This is a genomic window from Paenibacillus sp. BGI2013 (genome assembly GCF_002843485.1).
GTDB classification, from domain to species: Bacteria; Bacillota; Bacilli; order Paenibacillales; family Paenibacillaceae; genus Paenibacillus; species Paenibacillus amylolyticus.
The window spans coordinates 573,118-590,730 of record NZ_PJFA01000001.1; the positions used below are offsets into that span (position 1 = coordinate 573,118).

Consider the following 17,613-nt stretch of genomic DNA (forward strand, 5'->3'; position numbering starts at 1 on the left):
TCCATTTATGATGTAATCGCGTTTCGTACACTTAAAATATATTTCGACTGATCCAGCGGGTTAACTCCTCTGCGTTTGCAAGTATGATTCACACCCGCAGGACAATCTTGGTATCCGGCAAACGAAGTCGTAAGCACTCCGCGGCCGCTTGTCTCGGAACGCAGTTTCACCGGATAATCCATTGAGGTGGCAAGAGGCATAACTCCTTCAATAATACAACGTCCGCTACCAATGACGGGGGCTTCGAAGGTTGCCCGCATATGTACCAGATCACTAAGGGCCTTACCGCCGTATTCCTCCGGGACCGTCAGCCGGAACTGAAGAAGGGGTTCCAGCAACGTGGTACCTGTTCTCGCCAATCCATCCATGATTCCCATAGGCGTGGCTACAACAAAATCCAGCGGATGTGTATGCCAGACATGATGTTCCCCTTCCACCAGCGTGATGCGCAGATCGGTTACTTCCCAACCGAGCATACCTTGAGACAAGGCTTCCGGAATTCGTCGTTCAACTTCATTCTGATAACGTAACAGCAGATCTTCTGTCCTTACGGTTGAGGCATAGATCAGACCGCTTCCGCGAGGCAAAGGTTCAATCTTGAAGCGAAGGATGGCCCAGCAGGGCTTAGGCATCGTATAAGCGATGTAACCTTCTCCGGCTGTACGTGGTGTCTCCTTATAGATGACGGATGGCGGATCAAACACGACATCCAATCCGAAACGACTCAGCAACAGGCTGGATAAAATCTCAAGCTGAATGGTTCCCATGACCTTGAGATGCAGTTCTCGTTCCTCCGGCAACCATTGCAGGTCGAGTAAGGGGTCTTCATCCGTCAACTCTTGCAATGCTGCGACAAGATCGGGGTAACGTGCCGGGTCCTTGCCATGTACTTGTACGGTCAGCAAAGGCACAGCCATCTGTGGCAGAGGAGGTACACCTTCAGGATTGCCGATAATGTCACCCACATGTGTGTCACTCAGTCCATACAGCGCAGCAATCTGCCCCGCGTGAACGGCACCGGTATCCGCCCATTTCCGTCCATCCATACGGCGAATCTGCGTCACTTTCTCTTCAAGCTCCCGCGTCGAATTATGGATGGTATCCCGATTGTGTAAGATGCCACCATACATACGGACGTATGCCGTGCGGCCCATCGTACGGTCACGTTCAATTTTGAACACAACGCCGGATACGGGAGAGTCCACTGGTTGTGCAGGTGGAGGCAGAAATGCAAGGACCGTGTCCAGCAATGCCGTGACGCCAATTCCTTTGCCGGAAGCCCCATAACACACAGGGAACATCTCACCCTGATGCACATACCGCAGGAATGCTTCATTCAGATCCCTTTGTGATAACGGAGTCTCCTGGATGTAGGCTTCCATGACCTTTTCGTCCAGCTCGGCAAGTATCTCGACCAGACCTGGAATGGAAGGTGTGCCATCTGACAGAGAATCTTGATTCGGGTTCCATAGCGAGTCGATGCCATGAAATGAATCTTCGTGGAACTGATACGTTTGGATTTCGCATGCGAAAGGGGACAGGGTGGAACAAATCTGCTCCATTACCGCTGGGGCAGACGCACCAATCCGATCCATTTTATTAATATAAATGATGGTTGGGATGCGAAGTGAACGAAGGGCATGCCAGATGGCTTCACTCTGGGACTGAATGCCTTCTACTGCCGACAGAATGAGAATAGCTCCATCCATTACCCGTAGCGTTCGCTCTACTTCGGAGCTAAAATCAATGTGACCAGGCGTATCAATGAGGTCAATGATGGTGTTCTTCCAGATCAGAGAGGTCATGGCTGCCTGAACGGATATGCCACGTTCTTTCTCAATGTCCAGGGAGTCTGTGGCTGTTGTTCCGTCATCTACACGTCCCGGACTGCGGACGACACCACTCTCAAATAACATATGCTCGGTGGTGGTTGTTTTCCCCGCATCCACATGGGCGAAGATACCAATATTCCTGCGATTCAATTCGTTTAACATGGAATGCTAAGCTCCTCTGACAACGGAATGCAATGTTTCCGACAAGTAATAATCCAGATTATCATACCACATCTTCCATATGGAAGAATATGTGGATATATATGATTAGGCCCAGGCACCTATGTTCCAGTCTGGTTCTATTTTAACGAGAACTGTTCATGGTTCTGCGGTATGCTGCGGGTGTTGTACCGGTTAATTTTTTGAATTGACGGTAAAAGTGGGGCAGGCTGTCGAACCCGCAAGCATCGGCAACGGCTGCCATCGTCTCATCACCTTGCACCAGATGCTCTTTCGCCATAATGACCCTTCGTGCTAATGCGTAATCCGTTAGAGTCATTCCCGTGTATCGTTTGAAGGCACGACTGAAATGGGCAGGGGATACAGAGGCGTGCTGCGCCAGTTCAGGGAGGGACAGGCCATTCCGAAGGTTATCGTCAATATGAGAGATCGTAGAAGAGAGCCATGAGGGACCTGGAGCGGATTTACCCGGATTCGCAGGTCCCGCAGCTTCCAGACGTTCCAGAAAAATGAGCAACAGTTGCAGCCTTAACAGGGCCGCATGTGCGCTTAGATGATGACCGAGCTGGAATTCGGTCTGAATATTATCAATGAGGGTGGCCACCTGTGATTGCTCCTCTGTGTTCAGATGCCTCTTATACACGCGTTGTTTACGACAACGTTCAAACAGGCTTAGCAAGGAAGAAGCAGCGCCTCCAGCGGTCGATGCCAGCAAGCCCGGGCTGAAGAACAATGCGGAAGATGTGACAGGATTGCCTGCATCCGGCAAGGCTCGGTGAACCGTGCTGCCCGGTATAATGAACAGATCTCCTTCTTGCATATTCTCAAGTCCCGTATCAATAAAGATGCTTCCCTGACCCCGATATACATAGATAATTTCATGCCAGTCGTGAAGGTGATCTGGCAATTCGTTCTGAGGGGATTTGGTATCGCTGTACACCAGGCGGAACGGAATACCGGATTCTGCTTGAATAGTCGTACGAACAGGTGAACGTTCCATAAAGACTCCTTTCCAGACGATCGTCTTCAACGAGATGTTATACCTGGTCATGAGAGAGTATATTTACCGCAATATAAGCAATTTAATTTCCTTTTATTGATGATACAATGAATTTAAAGCGTTTACAATAAAAGGGTGCAGAGCCTTCGAGCTGCATTCCGACAGTACAAATAATCGATGAGGTGAGTGTCCATGTCGGCAAGCACGAAACGGCCAAGGTTGAAGCTGAATTTACTGGGGAGCGATGGTCAGCGCAAGTGCAAGGAGATTATGGAGCGTCCCGTGAAGGTTTTGCAGATTGGAGAAGGTAATTTCTTGCGGGGATTTGCAGACTGGATGCTTCATGAGAGTGCCAGACAAGGCAAATTCCATGGAAGTGTAGCTGTTACCCAACCACGACCGGGAGGCAAAGCCAAGCTGGAGCAGATTCGTGATCAGGATGGATTATATACGATGATTACGCGTGGGCTGTCTCAAGGAAAGCCGGTTGAGCGGACAGAGTTGATCTCCATTTTCTCACAGTGTATCAATCCGTATGAGGAATGGGATGCCTTTCTGAACTTGGCGGAACTGCCTTCACTTGAGTTCGTTATTTCCAATACAACCGAATCAGGATTGAAATATACGTATGCGGACTATATCGAGGGTGAACCCGTCCAATCATTTCCGGGGAAATTAACGGTTTTCCTGCATCAGCGATATTTGAAATTTGATGGTGATCCATCCAGAGGTTTGATTCATCTGCCATGCGAGCTGCTTGAAGGCAATGGTGATGTGCTGCGCAGTTGTGTCCTCCGTCATAGTAAGGATTATGGGTATTCGGATGGCTTCCGTTCATGGATCGAGAACCATAATCACTTCCTGAACAATCTGGTAGATCGAATCGTAACAGGTGCGCCGACCCAGGAGGAAGCCGATTCCCTGACGAATCGCTGGGGGTATGAGGACCAGTTGATTAATACGGCAGAGCCATATCATTTTTGGGCCATTCAGGGTGATGAATCATTGGACAAAAAACTTCCTCTCAAGCAGGCAGGTCTCAATGTACATTGGGTGAAAGATCTGAAGCCTTTTCAGGTACGCAAAGTTCGTATTTTGAATGGGGCGCATACCTTAATGTCATCTCTAGGCATTCTGCAAGGCAAGCAACATGTGAGAGAAACGATGGAAGATCCACATTTTGGCACATGGATCAGGGAAGCTGTGCATCAGGAGATCGTACCTGCTCTGGATATGCCCGATCATCAGCTGGACCAGTATGCAGAAGAAGTGTTCGAACGGTTCCTTAACCCATATATTGATCACAAATTGCAAGATATTTCTTTGAATACGATCGGAAAATTCAAGGTGCGTGTGCTGCCAACACTTCTGTCTTACGAGCAAAATCAGGGAAGTTGGCCAGAACGTTTAATTCAAGGGTTTGCTGGATTATTGTGTCTCTATCGTCCGGTAAATACGCCAGAAGGTTACAAGGCACAACGACTGAATGGAGAGGACATTTTGCTGCGGGATGACCCGGATGTCCTGGCTACTTTGGCTGCACACTGGGACGGTTATGACACGCTTAACAGGGATCAGAACCAACTGGATAACCGGGTAGCGGCTGTGTTGTCAGATACCCTGATCTGGGGCGAAAATCTGGATGCAAGAGAAGGGCTGCGTGCAGCACTTGTTCGTGAAATCGGATTGTTGGAAGGTGAAGGGAAATGAACACAACAAGTACAATCAATGACTGGATTGCCATTCAACCACAGGATGATGTCATTATAGCGCTTCGGGATTATGCGAAAGGAGAATGCATTACCCTGCCAGACGGTGTTTCTTTTACCTTGCTGGATGACGTGCCCAAAGGGCATAAGATTGCTGTGCATACCCTGGCACCGGGTGATGATGTGATGAAGTATGGTTTCTCCATCGGGATTGCCCAAGAGCAGATTGAGCAGGGAAGCTGGATTCATAGTCACAACCTGAAGACGGGTCTGCACGGATTGCTTGAATATGAGTATCAGCCGGGCGCGCAGGTTCAGACGGACATGCCTCCGGAACATCTGCGCTCATTTGATGGATATTTGCGCCCCAATGGTGACGCAGGTATTCGTAATGAGATCTGGATTGTGAATACGGTTGGATGTATCAATAAAGTTTGTGAAGCTTTGGCACGTATGGGGCAGTCCCAGTTTGGAAGCCGGGTAGATGGTGTATTTCACTTTCCGCATCCATTCGGGTGTTCACAGCTTGGTGATGATCTGAAGTATACACAACAGTTGCTGGCCTCCTTGGTGGAGCATCCGAATGCAGGAGGCGTGCTCGTCATCGGTCTGGGCTGTGAGAACAATCAGGTCGATGAATTCCGTGAGTGTATTGCTCCGGAATACCGCGGTAAAGTACGGTTTCTCAAAGCACAGGAAACGGATGACGAGCTTGAGGAAGGGCTTCGACTGATGGAAGAACTTGTGGAGATCGCTGAACATGAACAACGGCAGCCGCTTCCGCTCAGTAAACTTAAAATTGGTTTGAAGTGTGGCGGTTCCGATGGTTTATCTGGCATTACAGCCAATCCGCTGGTCGGTGCAGTTGCTGATATGTTGGTTGCTGCCGGGGGTACGGCTATTCTGACGGAAGTTCCGGAGATGTTTGGTGCGGAGACGATCTTAATGAACCGGGCTGCCAATGAGCAGGTATTTCACGATTTGGTGGACCTCGTGAACGGCTTCAAGCAATATTTTGTGAACCATGGCCAGAACATCTATGAGAATCCTTCACCTGGGAATAAGGCTGGTGGCATCACAACGCTAGAGGAAAAGTCACTTGGATGTACGCAAAAGGGAGGACGTTCTTCCGTAGTCGACGTTCTACGTTATGGCAAACGTGTAACTCAAACCGGTCTGAACATTGTAGAAGCACCGGGTAATGACCTGGTATCTGTAACGGCACTGTCTGCGGCGGGTGCACATATTGTGCTCTTCACAACAGGGCGGGGGACTCCCTTCGGAGGTCCGGTACCTACCGTCAAGATTGCGACCCAATCCGATCTGGCGAATCGCAAAAAACACTGGATTGACTTCAACGCAGGCCAGCTGTTGGAGGGGCAGACGATGGATGAGGTGAAAGTGCAGTTGTTCAGCCAGCTGATTGACATTGCTTCAGGACGGTCACACACACTCAGTGAGCAGCATGGATTCCGGGAGATTGCCATATTCAAGGATGGCGTAATTCTCTAAATCCATTGTCGATGGGGGCTGTTGATCGTCTGGGTTACATTATATGGTGAACCACAGCCAATTCCGGTTGAAATTTGCACTACAACCGGGATTGGCTTTATTTAGATTCCACGGATGCCAAGCGCTTTGGAGATGCTTGATAATGCTGCAGGTGAAGCATGTTGTTGTAGTTGCACAATCAATAGTTCACGTGCCTCTTCTATGCTGCCTTCATATGGCTTAATGCCGTGACGTTCCATCCAGTGACCAGCAGTCTCGTATGCGGAGCTGTTCCAGGCGACTTTGCCTTCTGCGAGCCCTTCTTTTTCTTTGGTGCCACTGATCACAATGGCTGCACAGCCCTGAAGGTCCAGAAGTCCACGGTCAAATGTTTTTTTGTCCTCTTTTGCCCCGAAACCGGCTTGTGATCGCAAGGCACGCCCATCGATGCCTTCTTGTTCTGCAACTAACGCATGAAGTTTGAACGCTTCACGGGAGAGTAGACCCGCTTCATACTGTTCCTTGATGGTTCTGGAATCGGCAAGCAGTCGGTGTACCCAAGGGAAGTATTCAGATGAGACAAGAAGCGCTTTCTTTTTGACAAATTTTCCATATGCAGCAATGCCCTCTTCAGCCAGGCGTGAACGCCATAACCAAGGATCGAATTCATCATCCTTGTGCCAATGTTCTTTGGGGGTTAGCGATGACAGAGAAGGATAATCGGCAAATAGTGGTGCCAGAGGCAACAGCCCTATAGACTGGATACGCTGTACTGCTTCTTCGTACGTTATAACGGCTTCATATGTCATGATATCAGTAGGCTCCTTTTTGTGTGTAGTCAAGCTACGACTTGGTTGAAGCAAGGTATCTCCGGCTCACTTCCTCGGCATGCTGACGAATCTCACTGCGAAGTTGGAGAGGTTCAATCACTTCGGCTTCACGTCCTAATCGGTAAAAGAATCGTACGGCCCAGTCCCATTCCCCTGGTGGACAAAGGAATGATAATTCCCAGAGATCCGGGGCAATTTCAGTCATCTTTTCACCAATATGCTCGTCCTGTTCAGCTTCAATCATTCCCCGATAACTCAGTTGTACCTTAACCAGGGTTGGCGGCTGTTCTGGAGGGGTCGGCTTACTCTGCTGTTGCTCTGCCTGTTCATTAAGCATCTGTGCATCCTGTGGTTCGATCGCTTTGACTTCGATAATTCGGTCAACCCGGAACAGCCGTTGTTCAACATGTTCGAGGGAATATGCTTCACAGTACCAGAAGCCAGAGGAAGCATATACCCGTGTGGGACAGATATGCAACCAACGCTGACGTGATGCGGAGCGATACAGCACACTAAGCCACCCGTGTTCGGGTATACATGCCAGCAGTGCGTCCAGATGAGGAAGAATGTAATTGCGGTCTGGAATATGATGATGCAGTTGTTTGAGCATGGGATCAATTCGCGACATAATATCATCCGGAATGATAGCCTTAACTTTGTTCATCAGGGTCCAGCGTTTCTCATGAAAGGGTGTGTCGGCGTAGCGACTTAGACCTTCAAGAGCGAATAAGAGCGTCGCTGCTTCTACCGGGTCCAGCTGTAATGGGGGTAATACGTAACCCTCCATAAGACTGAAACCGCCTCCCGGACCGGAAATGGCAATAATGGGCACATTCATCTCGGAGAGGGATTGAATATCCCGAAGAATCGTGCGACGGGAAACCTCAAATTTCTCACCTAATGAGTGTGCCGTTTCGTGACCATGCTGTAATGCCATTACAATGGCAGCAAGCCGATTTGTTCTGTTCATGTCAGCCACTCCGTTTCGATCTGCGCCGCCGGAAAGTGATGTCGTAGTATATTTCAATTGTAACAACGAATAAGTGACATCATGAGTGTCACCAATTTTTCAACTGTTCATTATTTTATAATGGATCAGCATCAGGATTCACAAGCATGTTCCGGCAGGCGTTGTTAAAATGTGTTTCTCGTCCAATTCGCTTTGCATACTGATATTTCCTTCTATCAAAAAGACCACAGATCATGCCAAAAACCCGTATCCGGTGTAGACGGATACGGGAAGTAGCAGCTTTTGGCTTACAGAAGACGATAAAGGTCTGAAATCTATACCAATATCCTCGCTGAAGACAATAACAAGTATAAAAGGAATGAATATGTGACACTTTGTATCGCGGGAATTTCTATCACATTATATTATTCCGAATGATTTCAATTAAGCGAAATCGCTTATTTCATTTCGAGCAATTGCACTCCACGGGCTTCAATCTCAACACTTCCCGAAAGCTCACGATTGGTGAGCAGATCATGTGCCTTAGCTGTTCCCAGATCATAGGATTGTGTGGTTGCGTTATGGTTCATGACAAACAGGTAGGGTTTGCCGTCTTTGGTTCGTGCGCTTACTTCAACACCTTCTGGTGTCTCAAGCAAGGATTCTACGTTCTTGGCTGCTGCAAGCTGTCCCAGCAAACCATCCAGGAAGTGCTCATCCGGGTCGGATGCAACGTACCAGGCTTCACCTTGACCAAAGGTATTACGTGTCACAACAGGCATGCCTTTATAAAAGTCGTCTCCATACTCCGCAATGATTTCGGCTCCTTCACTGTGCAGCAGGTCACACAGCATACCGCACCCATACTCTCCTTGAAGATCACCGTAGGTTTCTTTAAGGACAATGCGGTTCTTTTGCTCAGGAAGCAGGGCATCAATCTCTTCCACCCAGATTCCGAGCAGTTTACGAAGTTCTCCCGGATATCCACCTGTGGTCACGAGATCGTTCTCGTTGACAATGCCGCTGAAGAAGGTCGTCAGGAATGTTCCACCTGCTTCAACATACTTCTCCAGTTTGGCGGCAAACCCTGGTTTAACCATGTAAAGAACAGGGGCAAGGACAATGTCGTATTTGCTCATATCCGTATCCACACTGACGATATCTACCTGTATGTTGCGGCGGAAGAAGGCTGCGTAGTATTTATGGATCTGATCCACATAGTTCAGGGCAACCGTAGGTCCGCTTGATTTTTCGATGGCCCACCAGTTATCCCAGTCGAACACAATGGCTACTTTGGATTCAACAGATGCATCCAGCGTGGTATCTCCAAGGATCTGCAATTCCTTGCCCAGCTCAGCGACTTCGCGGAATACACGTGTATTCTCATGCCCAGCATGCTCAATAACTGCACCGTGATACTTCTCACAGGCACCAATGGAGCGGCGAAGCTGGAAGAACATGATGGTATCGGCCCCGTGCGCAACAGATTGATAACTCCACAGACGCATGACACCTGGACGTTTCAGTGAGTTATACGGTTGCCAGTTCTGCTGACTTGGTGTTTGCTCCATCAGCATGAACGGTTGACCATCCTTCAATCCGCGCATAAGGTCATGAGCCATTGCCGTGAAGCTGACGGGTGTTGCGAGACCAGGATAACTGTCCCAGGAGACGATATCCAAATATTTTGCCCATTTGAAATAGTCTAATTGCTTGAAGAATCCCATCAGATTGGTAGTAACAACGGAGTCCGGAATATGTTTTTTGATCGTATTGTATTCCAATAGATAACAATCCAGCATGCTGTCGGAGTTGAAGCGAGAGTAGTCCAGCGAGATTCCCTGGAACGTTGAATTGTTGTTACCCCAATGTTCGCTCAGGTTGCTTGGTAATACAATTTCGTCCCAATCGTAGAAGGTATGCCCCCAGAAATTCGTATTCCATGCTTTGTTGACCTGTTCCAGAGTCTGATAGCGTTCTTTCAGATACACGCGGAACGCTTTCTCACAGTTGTCACAGTAGCACTCACCGCCATATTCGTTGGAGATGTGCCATACGAGAACCGCGGGGTGATCCTTGTATCGTTCGGCCAGTTTATCCGCAATCTTCTCAGCGTATTTGCGATAGGTCGGGCTGTTGGGACAGGAATTATGGCGCCCACCGAATTTTCGTTTGCGTCCATCGGCATCTACACGAAGCACGTCTGGATATTTCTTTGCCATCCAGGCCGGATGGGCAGCAGTGCTTGTTGCAAGGCATATATAGACACCGTTTTCATGTAAACGATTAATCAGTTGGTCGAGTTCTTCAAAACGGTAAGTAACTTCATCAGGCTGAATCAGTGCCCATGAAAATACGTTGATTGTGGCAATATCAATGCCTGCCAATTGGAACATGCGCAGGTCTTCAAGGTGGGTTTCGTGATCCCACTGTTCCGGGTTGTAATCGCCCCCGTAGAACATTTTGGGCAGTTTGTTACTAATCAATGTGTTCACCTCTTGTATAAGAATAATCCTATACTATATGATACATATGACTTTTAAAATATAATAAAAGTAATGACTCATATAAGAATACGGAAGTTTACTTCAACTTATACCCAAGGAGGCATCCCATGTTTATCTCCCCCCGACATCAACGATATTTCATGACGTCACGTGATCAGCCGTTGCCCCTTTATATTGAGAGCCTAGGTTATAACGGCAATCAGGAGAAGGTGTCCAGACCTGTGGGGTATCCCTGTTACCATTGGCTTCAGACAGTAAAGGGAGCCGGAGAATTCAAGTTTGCCGGGTCCACGGTCGTACTTGGGGAAGCATCAGGTATTTTGCTGCCGCCAAATGAACCGCATGAATATGTGCGCGCCCAAGGAGAGTGGGAGACATTCTATATTACATTTGGCGGTTCCCAGTGTCCGGCAATCTTGGAGTCACTTAGTCTGGGTGAAGCAGCGTTGCATCAGTGGGAGCAGAGCAGTCCGTTCAATGATTACGGCCAGGAAGTGCTGGATTCGATCAGAAGTGATCAGGATTTGTCGGGACTCGAGGCGTCAGCGGATATATATCGATTTCTGATTTTGCTCAAAAAACATGGCATGACCGGCAATCGCTCTTCGATCTCTCATGCTGTGGAGAGACTCGCTCCGCTCATTGCATTCATGGAACAGCATTATGCGAATCCTGAGATTGGTCTCGAACATATGGCTGACGTCACGGGGATCTCATCCAGACATCTGAACACCTTGTTCAAGCAGTCCTTTGGCATGACAGCCTACAGTTATTTCATTTTGCTGCGCATTCGCAAAGCCAAGGAAATCATGACCGGGGATACCGCCCTGACGATTAGGGAGACTGCAGTTAGGGTAGGGTTTCGAGATGCTAGCCATTTTGTAGCAACTTTTCGCAGGATTGAGGGGGTAACTCCTGAACAGTTCCGTAATTTGTACTAACATGTACCCAAATGATCAAAAAGTGATGCCAGGAAGGTATTGATGCGTTAGGGTCATTACCGTTATGATGGTATCGATTCCTGAGATTCGAAAACGTTTAAACGGACCCATGTATCCGTTCTACTTGGAGAGGATGATTGAAGATGACAACAACTATACCCTTATGGGATCATGCTGCACCTTATGCATCCCAGGGTCATGAAGACGAGATGCCACATTTGATTCCATTTATTCAGCCCGGTTCCGAGAGCGCTGTCATTGTATGTCCAGGGGGCGGCTATGGATTCTTGGCTGATCATGAAGGTGCTCCAATAGCGGAATTGTTGAACCGTGCAGGTATAAGTGCATTTGTCCTGAATTATCGGGTGGCGCCTCACCAGCATCCTGCACCGATAACAGATGGTCAGCGTGCCATACGTTATGTTCGTGCTCATGCTGAGCAGTATGGCATCAACCCTGCTAAGATTGCAGTACTTGGTTTCTCCGCAGGCGGACATCTCACAGCAACACTGGGAACGCTGTATGACGAGGGACAACCGGATCATGAGGACCTCATCGAACGCCAGAGTTCACGCCCGGACCGAGTTATTCTCTGTTATCCGGTCATTACGATGGAGTCCTATGGACATGCCGGTTCCCGTGAGAATTTGCTTGGGTCGGACGCCTCTGCCGAGCAGATCAAGGCTTTCAGTGCGGAGCAGCAGGTAAGAGCGGATGCTCCTGAAGCGTTCATCTGGCACACCAGCGATGACCAGGCAGTGCCTGTAGAGAATAGCTTGCGTTACGCACTTGCATTGGGTGCGCATGGCATTCCCTATGATTTGCACGTTTTTGAGAAAGGGTCACATGGACTTGGATTGGCTGAGGACAACCACGCGGTTCGGGTATGGTCAGATCTGTGTCTCACATGGCTCAAGAATCAAGGCTGGTAATCACTGATTGGATAACAACTTAACGGTCTGATTAATCAATTATTCTTATATTAGCGCCTTGGAGCGAAGGAGAAAATAACGATGAAATTGCAAAAAAATGACAAACTTCTGTTTATCGGGGATTCGATTACAGATTGTGGTCGGGAACATCCTGTAGGCGAAGGTAGTTCCGGTCTGGGACATGGTTACGTAGCGCAAGTCTATGCCCTCTTGCGGTCCATCTATCCGGAATTGATGTTGCGTGTCCAGAATGTGGGTAATGGTGGAAATACGATTCGTGATCTGAAACAGCGTTGGGATCGTGATGTGCTTGACCTTAAACCGGACTGGCTGACAATCATGATCGGTATTAATGATGTATGGCGTCAGTTCGACAACCCATTGTCAACAGACTCACATGTGTTTCTTGAAGAATACGAATCCACATTGCGTGAACTGGTGGCTTCGGTTCGTCCCAACCTGAAAGGTCTGGTGCTAATGACACCTTATTATCTTGAGGCTAATCCTGAAGACCCGATGCGGGCAACGATGGATATCTACGGAGAAGCGGTACGCAGGGTAGCGAATGAGTATGATGCGGTGTATGTGGATACACAGGCTGCATTTGCTCCATTTTGGGATCATTTCTATACGTCTGTGCTGACTTATGACCGGGTACATCCGGATGCAACGGGCCATATGGTACTGTCCAAAGCATTCTTGGATGCCATCGGATTCGAATGGTCAGGCGGCGTCAAATCTGAATAAGGACGTGATGGCATGAGCGACGTAACTGTAGCAGTACAAACCCCGGCATTACTGGGGGAAGGTCCAAGCTGGGATGCGGAGAACAATCGATTGTTGTGGGTAGATATTGAAAGCTTCAAGGTGCATGTGTATGATCCAGCTACAGGGCAGGATCAGGCTTATGATGTCGGTGAACATGTCGGGGCTGTTGTTCCCTATCGTGGTGACGAAGTTGTGGTTGCTTTACGCAGTGGATTCCATACGTATCACTTGCTTACGGGTGAGCTGCAGGCCATTGAAGACCCTGAACAAGATAAGGATACCAATCGTTTTAATGATGGAAAATGTGATGCGAAGGGCCGCTTCTGGGCAGGCACGATGAGCATGAATAATGAGAGCAAAGCCGGATCGTTGTATTGTTTGGAGCAAGGGCAACCCGTTCGCACAATGGTGCAAGGTGTGTCTACATCCAACGGTCTGGGCTGGAGTCTGGATCGGCAGACCATGTATTACATTGATACCCCGACACGTTCTATTGACCGATTTGATTTTGATTTGACGGCAGGTACGATACAAAATCGGACAAGTGTCATTCACATACCGGAGGAATTCGGTTTTCCGGATGGGATGACGGTTGATGGTGAAGGCATGCTGTGGGTTGCGCACTGGGGCGGAGGAAGAGTCACTCGTTGGAACCCGCATACATCAGAACTGTTGCAACAGATCGAGGTGCCGGCAGATCAGGTAACATCATGCTGTTTTGGTGGACCGGATCTCGAAGAGTTATACATTACAACAGCACGTATAGGGATTAAGGAAGAACGTCTGAAAGAGACACCGGATGCGGGCTCACTTTTTGTCATCAGACCGGGAGTTAAAGGGCAGGAGACTCACACTTATGGTAGCCAGAAATAAACAGGTTCCAGTCATGTAGTGAACCTTAGTGAACCTCTGCCTGGTTTGCCAGGAAAGAAACGATTCCATTTTTTAATCTTATATAAAATGTCGAAAGGTGCTGTTCTAACAGCATCTTTTTTTGTTGCATAAACGAGTTTAAACACTGAAAATATTTTACAAAAATCGGAATTTCGACAGAGGGGTTTGGTGATTGCCAGCGAATGTTATTTATTGAAAGTATTATCCAGATAACCGCGAATCAAGAACAATTATGTAAGCGCTTAACATTATGACTGGAAGGGGGTGAGGCTTCTTGTATCAAGGGATGCATTGATTCGTCTGGCACGCCATCATCAGCACGATGAGACAGCGGGGATAGACCGAAATGCAGTAACGAAGTAGAAGAGGAGGATAAGTTGATATGAGAACGTTTATGGGGAAATTGCGAATGATGAGCCTGACGGTTGCCGTAGTAACCGCCTCGCTGGGAGGACTTGCTGGAACGACAGTGGCGGCACCAAGTGAAGCCTATGAGTGGAAAAATGTGGTGACGGGTGCAGGAGGCGGGTTTGTACCGGGCATTATTTTCAACGAGTCGGAAAAGGATCTAATCTATGCCCGTACGGATATCGGGGGAGCCTATCGCTGGAATGCGGCTGACGAGAGGTGGATACCCTTAACGGATTTTGTCGGCTGGGATGACTGGAACAAGAATGGTGTGGACGCACTGGCTACGGACCCGGTTGATCCCGATCGGGTGTATATGGCAGTTGGGACGTATACGAATTCTTGGGACCAAAATAATGGCTCCATCTTGCGCTCTACGGACCGGGGAGATACATGGCAGACCACAACACTTCCGTTCAAAGTGGGCGGCAACATGCCGGGACGTTCAATGGGAGAACGCCTGACCGTGGACCCAAATGATAACAGTATTCTGTATTTCGGTGCACGAAGTGGTCATGGGTTATGGAAAAGTACCGATTACGGTGTGACCTGGAACGAAGTCACAAGCTTCCCGAATCCGGGAAATTATGTGCAAGACCCTTCGAATGAATATACCAGTGACATCGTGGGTCTGGCATGGATTACATTTGACAAAACAACAGGTTCGGCAGGGCAAGCAACCCAGACAATCTATGTGGGTGTTGCGGATAAAGATCAAAGCGTATATCGCAGCACAAATGGCGGCCTGACCTGGTCAGCTGTTGCTGGTCAACCTACAGGTTATATTCCGCATCATGGTGTGTTTGATTCAGACGGAAGCCTCTATATTACGTACAGCGATGGTGTTGGACCCTATGATGGGGCAAAAGGTGACGTGTGGAAACTGAATACGTCTACAGGTGTCTGGACCAACATCAGCCCTGTTCCAAGCAGCAGCACGGATAATTATTTTGGATATGGCGGATTGGCTGTTGATGCACAGAATCCCGGTACATTGATGGTTGCGACATTAAATTCCTGGTGGCCGGATGCCACCTTGTTCCGCAGTACAGATGGCGGAGCGACTTGGACACGCATATGGGAATTTGAAGGATATCCGAATCGGAAGTTACGTTATACACAGGATATTTCGGCAGCGCCATGGCTCACATTTGGCACCAATCCTGCTCCACCCGAAACAACCCCAAAACTGGGCTGGATGATCGGTGATCTGGAGATTGATCCGTTTGATTCGGATCGCATGATGTATGGAACAGGTGCTACGATCTATGGAACGAAGAATCTGACAGACTGGGATGATGATGAAAAAATCAATATTTCAGTGATGGCGAAGGGGGTTGAGGAGATTGCCGTACTGGATCTGGTCAGCCCGCCAAGTGGTGCACATTTGATAAGCGGATTGGGAGATGTCTCCGGATTTCGTCATAACAATCTGGACCAGGCTCCAGCTACCATATTTACGAGCCCGAACTATCCTTCCACAGAAAGTCTGGATTTTGCAGAGTTAAGTCCAAATACGATGGTTCGCGTAGGTAAAGCAGATTATGCTGCTGATCCAAATGCAAAATCCATTGGTTTGTCCAGTGACGGAGGTACTACGTGGTATAAGGCCAATGCAGAACCTGCCGGCACAACCGGAGGAGGGACCGTAGCCATCTCTGCGAATGGTAACCGACTCGTATGGAGCACATCAGATAAAGGCGTACATTATTCGACTGGCGGCAATTCATGGACGGCAAGTACGGGCATACCTGCACAGGCAAAAGTGATTTCGGATCGTGTCAATCCAAACAAATTTTATGGATTTGCAGCGGGTAAAATCTATGTGAGTGTGAATGGTGGTGCTACTTTCACGGCATCATCTGCGACCGGACTTCCAATGGAAGGAAATGCCGATCTGGATGCCGTTCCAGGTGTTGAAGGCGAACTCTGGTTTGCAGGTGGTAGTGAGGAAGAAGGTCCTTACGGATTATGGCATTCCACGGATTCAGGAGCGACATTCACAAAGCTTGCGAATGTAGAGGAAGCAGACAGTATCGGATTTGGTAAAGCGGCCCCTGGGCAGAGCGTTGTTGCGTTATACACGGTTGCACAGATCGATGGAACACGTGGATTCTTCCGCTCCGATGACGGTGGTGCCAATTGGGTTCGTATCAATGATGATCAGCATCAGTATGCTCGTGTAACCACAATTACGGGTGATCCGCGTCTGTATGGAAGAGTATATCTCGGAACAAATGGCCGCGGAATTTTGTATGCTGACCGTGTTGGAGGTAACAATGGCGGAGGAGACGGCGGAGGTACTCCAGTGACCAACTCTGCGATTACACCGGTTACAGCCGAATTTGATCGCAAAGCAGGCAATCAGGTTAATATTCCAGTCACGTTAACACTTAACGGGAATACACTTGCATCCATTCGCAACGGGAATGCAACGCTGGTTTCAGGTACAGATTACACGTTGACAGGCAATGAGGTCGTATTAAGTAAAAACTACTTGGCTTCACTTCCCAATGGCGCAGCGACGCTAACCTTTCAATTCAGCGCAGGTGCTCCTGCGACCTTGAATCTGCTCATTAAAGACACAACAGCTGCACCTGTTGGAACCATACGCATTGAGATGTTTAACAGCAACACTTCAGCGACGGGCAGCTCGATTAGTCCCAAATTTAAACTGACAAACACAGGTACTACAGCCTTGAATCTGTCTGATGTGAAAATCAGATATTATTACACGATAAACGGCGAACAGCCTCAGAACTTCTTCGCTGACTGGGCGACTGCTGGCAGTGCGAATGTAACAGGCACGTTCAGTGCACTCAATCCAGTTCGGACAGGTGCTGACCACGTGCTTGAGATTGGATTCACAGCTTCCGCTGGAACTCTGAATGCAGGACAAAGCACAGAAATCCATACGCGCATCTCCAAGAACAATTGGACCAACTATACGCAAACGGATGATTATTCTTTTGCAGGTAGCCAGACTTCCTATACGGACTGGTCCAAAGTCACTGGTTATATCGCGGGAAATCTCCAATGGGGAATTGAACCATAAGTGAGTGATTTAACGAAATAAAGGATTGAAATAAGGGTCCTGATTCGCCAGATGATCAAATGGCGAGTCGGGGCTTCTTATTTTGTCGAAATATAGTGTAAACTATAGATAGTTACC

12 protein-coding genes are annotated in these 17,613 nt (G+C 48.4%); 7 read left to right on the forward strand and 5 right to left on the reverse strand.

Translation table 11 applies throughout. From position 1 onward, the window contains the following. Positions 1–5 precede the first annotated feature (5 nt). Both CXK86_RS02535 and CXK86_RS02540 read right to left on the reverse strand, forming a co-directional pair. Positions 6–1,994 carry an elongation factor G gene (locus CXK86_RS02535; RefSeq protein WP_076249849.1) on the reverse strand — a complete coding sequence of 663 codons (1,989 nt, stop codon included), beginning with the start codon at positions 1,992–1,994 and terminating at the stop codon, positions 6–8. 142 nt (positions 1,995–2,136) lie between these two features. Then, positions 2,137–3,063 (reverse strand): AraC family transcriptional regulator, encoded by a 927-nt coding sequence (locus CXK86_RS02540; protein ID WP_083677279.1) that lies wholly within the window; start codon positions 3,061–3,063, stop codon positions 2,137–2,139. A gap of 141 nt (positions 3,064–3,204) precedes the next feature. Here CXK86_RS02540 and CXK86_RS02545 point away from each other — a divergent pair, with 141 nt between their 5' ends. Continuing rightward, the gene (locus CXK86_RS02545; RefSeq protein WP_101313421.1) at positions 3,205–4,722 is read left to right on the forward strand and encodes a tagaturonate reductase; all 1,518 of its coding nucleotides are present in this window, start codon (positions 3,205–3,207) and stop codon (positions 4,720–4,722) included. After that, complete coding sequence (locus CXK86_RS02550) at positions 4,719–6,233, forward strand: UxaA family hydrolase (RefSeq protein ID WP_179086417.1); 1,515 nt, start codon at positions 4,719–4,721, stop codon at positions 6,231–6,233. The genes CXK86_RS02545 and CXK86_RS02550 overlap by 4 nt, the downstream gene beginning before the upstream one ends. 101 nt (positions 6,234–6,334) lie before the next feature. Here the strand turns inward: CXK86_RS02550 and CXK86_RS02555 are convergent, their stop codons facing one another. From CXK86_RS02555 to CXK86_RS02565, 3 genes are all read right to left on the reverse strand, one after another. Beyond that, positions 6,335–7,021: an AlkZ-related protein gene (locus CXK86_RS02555; protein WP_036670284.1), complete on the reverse strand. Its 687-nt coding sequence runs from the start codon at positions 7,019–7,021 to the stop codon at positions 6,335–6,337. A 34-nt stretch (positions 7,022–7,055) separates the two neighbouring features. After that, positions 7,056–8,012, reverse strand: coding sequence for a helix-turn-helix transcriptional regulator (locus CXK86_RS02560; RefSeq protein ID WP_101313422.1), 957 nt, complete (start codon positions 8,010–8,012; stop codon positions 7,056–7,058). A 437-nt stretch (positions 8,013–8,449) separates the two neighbouring features. Next, complete coding sequence (locus tag CXK86_RS02565; RefSeq protein ID WP_076326840.1) at positions 8,450–10,477, reverse strand: beta-galactosidase; 2,028 nt, start codon at positions 10,475–10,477, stop codon at positions 8,450–8,452. A gap of 128 nt (positions 10,478–10,605) precedes the next feature. Here CXK86_RS02565 and CXK86_RS02570 point away from each other — a divergent pair, with 128 nt between their 5' ends. The 5 genes from CXK86_RS02570 (at position 10,606) to CXK86_RS02590 (ending at position 17,496) form a co-directional block, all read left to right on the forward strand. After that, positions 10,606–11,439, forward strand: a complete 834-nt coding sequence (locus CXK86_RS02570; protein ID WP_101313423.1) for an AraC family transcriptional regulator — start codon at positions 10,606–10,608, stop codon at positions 11,437–11,439. 143 nt (positions 11,440–11,582) lie between these two features. Beyond that, positions 11,583–12,371, forward strand: a complete 789-nt coding sequence (locus CXK86_RS02575) for an alpha/beta hydrolase (RefSeq protein ID WP_101313424.1) — start codon at positions 11,583–11,585, stop codon at positions 12,369–12,371. 81 nt (positions 12,372–12,452) lie between these two features. Continuing rightward, positions 12,453–13,118 (forward strand): SGNH/GDSL hydrolase family protein, encoded by a 666-nt coding sequence (locus tag CXK86_RS02580; protein WP_076208943.1) that lies wholly within the window; start codon positions 12,453–12,455, stop codon positions 13,116–13,118. A 12-nt stretch (positions 13,119–13,130) separates the two neighbouring features. Then, positions 13,131–14,012: an SMP-30/gluconolactonase/LRE family protein gene (locus tag CXK86_RS02585; RefSeq protein ID WP_101313425.1), complete on the forward strand. Its 882-nt coding sequence runs from the start codon at positions 13,131–13,133 to the stop codon at positions 14,010–14,012. Positions 14,013–14,415: 403 nt separating this feature from the next. After that, on the forward strand, positions 14,416–17,496 hold the full coding sequence (locus tag CXK86_RS02590) for a X2-like carbohydrate binding domain-containing protein (protein WP_101313426.1): 3,081 nt from the start codon (positions 14,416–14,418) through the stop codon (positions 17,494–17,496). The last annotated feature ends 117 nt before the right edge of the window (positions 17,497–17,613 follow it).

Bases quoted from the DNA above. Each gene is read 5' to 3' on its own strand.
- CXK86_RS02535 (WP_076249849.1), bottom strand. From the start codon at position 1,994: ATGTTAAACGAATTGAATCGCAGGAATATTGGTATCTTCGCCCATGTG.
- CXK86_RS02540 (WP_083677279.1), bottom strand. From the start codon at position 3,063: ATGACCAGGTATAACATCTCGTTGAAGACGATCGTCTGGAAAGGAGTC.
- CXK86_RS02545 (WP_101313421.1), top strand. From the start codon at position 3,205: ATGTCGGCAAGCACGAAACGGCCAAGGTTGAAGCTGAATTTACTGGGG.
- CXK86_RS02550 (WP_179086417.1), top strand. From the start codon at position 4,719: ATGAACACAACAAGTACAATCAATGACTGGATTGCCATTCAACCACAG.
- CXK86_RS02555 (WP_036670284.1), bottom strand. From the start codon at position 7,021: ATGACATATGAAGCCGTTATAACGTACGAAGAAGCAGTACAGCGTATC.
- CXK86_RS02560 (WP_101313422.1), bottom strand. From the start codon at position 8,012: ATGAACAGAACAAATCGGCTTGCTGCCATTGTAATGGCATTACAGCAT.
- CXK86_RS02570 (WP_101313423.1), top strand. From the start codon at position 10,606: ATGTTTATCTCCCCCCGACATCAACGATATTTCATGACGTCACGTGAT.
- CXK86_RS02575 (WP_101313424.1), top strand. From the start codon at position 11,583: ATGACAACAACTATACCCTTATGGGATCATGCTGCACCTTATGCATCC.
- CXK86_RS02580 (WP_076208943.1), top strand. From the start codon at position 12,453: ATGAAATTGCAAAAAAATGACAAACTTCTGTTTATCGGGGATTCGATT.
- CXK86_RS02585 (WP_101313425.1), top strand. From the start codon at position 13,131: ATGAGCGACGTAACTGTAGCAGTACAAACCCCGGCATTACTGGGGGAA.
- CXK86_RS02590 (WP_101313426.1), top strand. From the start codon at position 14,416: ATGAGAACGTTTATGGGGAAATTGCGAATGATGAGCCTGACGGTTGCC.